This window comes from Dysgonomonas reticulitermitis (assembly GCF_054601275.1).
On sequence record NZ_BAAHWU010000086.1, the window covers coordinates 1 to 5,737 of the forward strand.

Below are 5,737 nucleotides of genomic sequence, written 5' to 3' on the forward strand. Positions count from 1 at the left end.
ATTCTGCTAATCATCCTGCTCCTAATTTTATAGCAAAAACTTTGTCCTATTTGCATTGGGCTAAAGTTCTTGTTCCACAAAGCAGATGCGAAAAATGAGCGTTGCTTATACGGAACTCAGGTTATTAACTAAATTATCTAAACTTATGAGAAAAGCAATTATTTTCTTTTGCATGCTTATCTCATCCTTATGCCTTTTCGGGCAAACGGATGTGAAAGGAGTTGTTTTTGATGCCGAAACAAATGAAACACTCGTTGGCACAAGCGTATCGATCAAAGGTTCGACTCAGGGCGTACTGACTGACGAGAATGGCGCCTATTCGATCAAAGCAAAGCCAACCGATGTCTTAGTCTTCAAATTTCTGGGATATAACGAACAGGAAATCACCGTTGGTACCCAAACAACCATCAATGTACGCCTGGTAACAGACGGTGTTGCCCTTCAGGAAACAGTTGTTACCGCTTTAGGTATCAAACGCGATACCCGGGCTTTGGGATACGCTATCAGCACAGTCAGGGGCGATGATTTAATAAAGGCCGGTCTTACAAACAATCCATTGTCTGCACTTTACGGAAAAGCAGCCGGAGTAGGAATCCAGGCCACAGCAGCCGGGCCGATGGGAGGAATAAAAATCAATGTGCGCGGCGCGCAGGGATTGGAATCCACATCGAGTACGCGGCCATTGTTTGTAGTAGACGGAGTGCCTATGTCCGACTCGGATTCGGACATGTCCTCGCGCGGTTATGATCCGCTAAACTCTTTTGACTACGGATCGGCCGTCAACGACCTCAATCCGGAAGATATTGCGTCTATGGAAATACTCAAGGGAGCGAAAGCTTCGGTTCTGTACGGTAGTCGCGGGGCGAACGGGGTTGTGTTGATCACTACGAAAAGCGGAGCCGGAACGCGCGGTTTAGGCGTGCAACTGTCATATGGTTTGGAAACAGAAGTTCCTTACCAATTGATCAAATTTCAGAACGAATACGGTTCGGGAGTGAATGAATACGACATGAGCTACACCGACGGAACCAAAACTACGCGCCGCGTAGTCAGTAGCCGTTACGGTTTCGGTCCTAAATTCGACGGTTCGAATATCATGTTCTTCGATGGCACGATGCGCAAGTATCAGGCTTATGAAGACAACTATATGGCCCCGTTCAACAACGGTTCCACATCGAGCTTCTCCGCAGCCATACAGGGTGGGAACGACAAAGGGAATATGCGTCTTTCGTTTACTAATTTCGATTATAACGGAACGATGCCGAATCAGGGACAGATAAAAAACTCGCTTAGCTTTAACGGGCAGATTACTGTATCGCCGTTTGCGCGCTTCGAGTTTGTTCAAAACATCTATAATGTAAAAAGTACCAACAGGCGTCCAAACCTGCAGCGTTTTATTTCATATGGCGCCTACAACCGCGACTATGATATAGAGACCGCAATGAATAGCTATAAGGACGAGAATGGTTATCGCATATCTCTGAGGGATTTGACCAATATCGAAGCATCCGGTTGGGGATGGCCCTCTGCCTTCGCCGGCGACCAGGATGGCTTTTTCAGTATGTTGTGGAATAACAACGAGAACCGGAACCACGACAACCGTCTGCACACTGTTACCTCAGCCAAGGCTTTCTTTACGCCGTTACCCTACCTGACGCTGACAGTGCAGGGAGGTCTCGACTACGCAGACACCGAATATATCAAAAAGAACAAGATCGAAAATTTAAACCCTGAAACCGGTTTGGCGGAAGGCGGGCTATTCCGTTACAGCCGCGAAAGGAATAAAATACAAAATTATGACGCTTTTCTGTCTTTCGATAAGAAATTTAAGGATACATGGAATGTATATGCCATGATTGGAACTTCATATCGCAAGGAGAACTATACCAGTGTGGGTGTCGGAACGTATGGCGGGCTTAAATTTCCTGATTACTGGATGCTGAAAAACGGGGCTGGATGGCCAAGTCAAGATAATAGTACAGATGTTTCTTCATACGGTCTAGGAGATGAATCCATGTACAGTGTGTTCGGACAAGCTACGCTTTCGTATAATATGGAATATGTACTGGAACTTCAGGCGCGTAACGACTGGGCGTCTACGCTGACCAAGCTAAACCGTTCATATTTCTATCCCGGAGTTTCTTTTGTATGGAACTTTACGGAACGTTTCCATATACCGAAGGTGAATTATGGTAAACTACGCTTGTCATGGGCCGACGTTGGGCGTGCAGCCGGTCGTTATTATGCATACAAGGCTTATGAGATGAATACGTTGCCGGCTCCTAATACGAACATAAATGATGTAGTCGCTCCGCAAGACTTGTTTTCCGGAGATCTGAAGCCGGAACGCAAGCGGGAGTTCGAGACCGGATTTAACCTGAGGCTATTCGACAGCCGGGTCGAAGTAGACTTCGCTTATTACAACAGTACGCTTTATAACCAGATCATGTCTGTGCCATTATCACCAACGACAGCGGCAAATAATATCCGCATCAATGCCGGCAAAATAAACAATCAGGGATTAGAATTCTTTGTCAAAGGCACACCGATAAAAACGAATTTCTTCAATTGGGAACTGTCTCTAAATCTCTCTAAGCAATGGGATAAAGTAGTAGACTTGTATCCGGGCATAACCCAGATCAGTAAAGAATATTATGGTATAGAACTCCGTGCAGCAGAAGGAGAACGCATGGGCAGCTTGTGGACGCAGGACTACCTGAAAGACGAGAACGGCAACCGGATTGTCAACGCCAACGGGCAATACCAGATTTCCAATGACGTGAAAGACAGGATATGTGTGGGTACTGTCAATCCGAACATAATCGGAGGTTTGACCTCCAACTTCTATTTACAGGGCGACTGGGGGATGCTGAACCTGATGGCCGGATTCGATTTCAGGCAGGGAGGAAAAGTACTGTCGATCAGTAATTATTACCTGATGGGTAACGGAGTGGCAGAAGAATCGTTGCAATACCGCGACGCAGCGCACGGTGGGCTGACATGGACCGAAACCTTGTCTGACGGCACTACCCGCGAACGCCACGACGGATTGATCCTTCCGGGAGTAAAAGGGGACGGAACGCCAAACGATATTGTTGTCAACGCATATGACTACTATAGAACCACGTATAATCGCGACGATTACAAAAACTGGGCGCCGGACCTTATAAAAGATAACAATTATATTAAGTTCAGGGAATTGTCGTTGAATTATACGTTCTCTAAAAAGATCTCATCCATGCTGCGCCTGCAAAAACTGTCGGTAGGGCTGACTGCCCGGAATCTGGGTTACCTGTACAAATCGATCCCGAATATCGACGCGGAAGCCCTCTTGGGAACCAGCGGATCTAACAGTTGGATAGAATACAGCAATTACCCGGCAAGCCGTACGTTCGGATTTAAAGTCAATGTAAGTTTCTAAACCATATAAAAATTCCTAAAATGAAAAAGTTAATATATATATTGTTACTATCTGTTTCGCTTGGTTGGGTGTCCTGCTCAAGTGAACTGGACGAATATTGGAAAGATCCGAGTAAATATGTTCCGCAGGAGCCCGAGCAAACTGTCTCCGGGTTGCTTACCAATATGCAAAAGACCCGTTTTTGGCTGGAAGATTACGGCGAATGGTATTGGTTGCTTTCCTACCAGACATTCGAAGTGCCGCAGCTTGCTGCGCTGGCACCGTACAGCGAAAGCTTTATCAATGCGAATGCCGATGCCGAATACGGCAACCTGGACAGATTTATGGCTGATGCCAACGGAAATACTTACGGGCGTTTTTCCCGCTTTTATACCGACCTGAGAAGCTATATGTCGATCAATGATGAAATAGCAGAAATGGAAAGGCTTGGCAAGCCTACCACCAATGCCATAATATACCAGCGTTTGGCCACCGTGCTAAAGAACGTAGTAGCTTTGCAAACCGTCGATATATTCAACAGTATCCCGTATACCGAAGCATTCAAAGGCACGTCGGGAGTCTTCTTTCCAAAGTATGACGATCCGATGGAAATCTATAAATCGGTGATAGACGAATATAAGACCATAGTTGCCGAACTGCCATCTATATACGCTAACATGTCCGATGTGCATAAAAAAACATTTGAAACGCAGGATATATTTTTCAAAGGCGATATCAACAAATGGATGCAATATATCAATTCGCAGAACCTGAAGGCATGCGTCCGCATTTCAGGCGTTGCCGAAGACTATGTGAAGCCCTACATCGCCGAAGCTATCAAAAATTTGCCGGCCGAAGATTTTATGATGACTTCGCCCCAATTGAACGAGAACCGTGTAGGCCTCTCTTCTGGCGGCATCATACAGCGTGGGCGCTACGAGAACTACTATTGTATGACTATCCCGGATGTGATAATGACCCGTATGAACCGCGGCGGAGACGAGTATGATATTAACGAAGACGATCCGCGCCTGCCGGCTATCGCTATCGGATTTACACCGGACGGAACTACTGACCGCGTCGAGTATTACGGCGTATCAATGAACTGGGAAAGACAACGTCACCTGCGTATTACATTGCCAATAATCAAGGAGGTAGATGGTAAAGGAAACAGCTACGATGTTAACGGAGGAAGATGGAACATTACCAATCCGCTGGATAAAACTCCGGGAGTCAGCCACTCCAACATGATACGCCCACAATTTTCGATGGACGTGATGGTGAAATCTTGTATGTTCTCTTATTACAATCCGGTGACTTATGTGCTGAGCGAATCGCCGCTCCGTATTGTAAGCCAGGCCGAAACCGATCTGTTCCTGGCCGAAGTAGCTCTGAAAAACCTTGCTTCTACCGGTAAGACGGCAGGCGCTCACATTAAAGATGCCGTGAAACATTCTACCGACTACTGGTATATGATGAATGCGGCTCCGAATTATGCGGGAACCATGACGGATGCTACCAAAGCTATTTTAACCCCTACCAAGCCTTCCACCGCGATTATTGATAATTACGCGAATAAGGTTCAGGGCGAATTTGACGCTGCCGCGGGAGTAGAGGGCAAAATGGAAATATTGATGCAGCAGAAATATATCCACCTCAACATAGCGGGAGCTTATGAAGCGTTTGCCGAACTGCGACGCACACGTCATCCGAAACTGGAACCGATAACTTGTATAATTCCCGCCAAGTCTTTAATAAACCAAACCATGATGCTGGAGCGTTTCACATTGCCGCCATCCGAACGGACAAACAACATGGAGTCGTATTCGGCAGTAATGGAAGACGACAAATGGGGTAATCCGGTATTCTGGGTACCACAATCTAAAGTCAGCGAGTCGTATTTCCTTCCGGCTGCTATCAAACCGTCGCTCCCTTAATAAATAAAGAGTTGCTCCCTGTTCGGAAACAACTCCTAATATATGTGAATAAACAGAGGCTATCCCAAATGGGGACAGCCTCTGTTGCGTTTACAATAAAAAATAGAGAAACTAATTTAATTGCTTATCGTTTAGAGAATAATCGTTACTTCTGCAAATAAATGACGGGGCTATTCGAAAGCATGAAAAACAAAGTGTATCTAAGCACTATACTATATCCTTATTTATCTACTACCCATTTTCATGCGATATTCTTTTTCAAACTAAGTAATTTATGATAATTAATGCAACATTCTCTTTGTCATCCTGAGGCACGAAGGATCTCGTTCCTTAAAAGCGGAACTGACAAGAGATGCTTCCTATCGTCAGCATGACAAAAACGAAAATTATGTTGTAATAA

At 45.5% G+C, this 5,737-nt stretch carries 2 protein-coding genes; both read left to right on the forward strand.

All coding sequences use genetic code 11. The annotated features are described in order from the left end of the window. Positions 1-145: 145 nt before the first annotated feature. Positions 146-3,421 carry a SusC/RagA family TonB-linked outer membrane protein gene (locus ACYPZI_RS15355; protein ID WP_459603156.1) on the forward strand — a complete coding sequence of 1,092 codons (3,276 nt, stop codon included), beginning with the start codon at positions 146-148 and terminating at the stop codon, positions 3,419-3,421. Between the two features lie 20 nt (positions 3,422-3,441). After that, positions 3,442-5,337 (forward strand): SusD/RagB family nutrient-binding outer membrane lipoprotein, encoded by a 1,896-nt coding sequence (locus tag ACYPZI_RS15360; protein WP_459603158.1) that lies wholly within the window; start codon positions 3,442-3,444, stop codon positions 5,335-5,337. Positions 5,338-5,737: the final 400 nt, after the last annotated feature.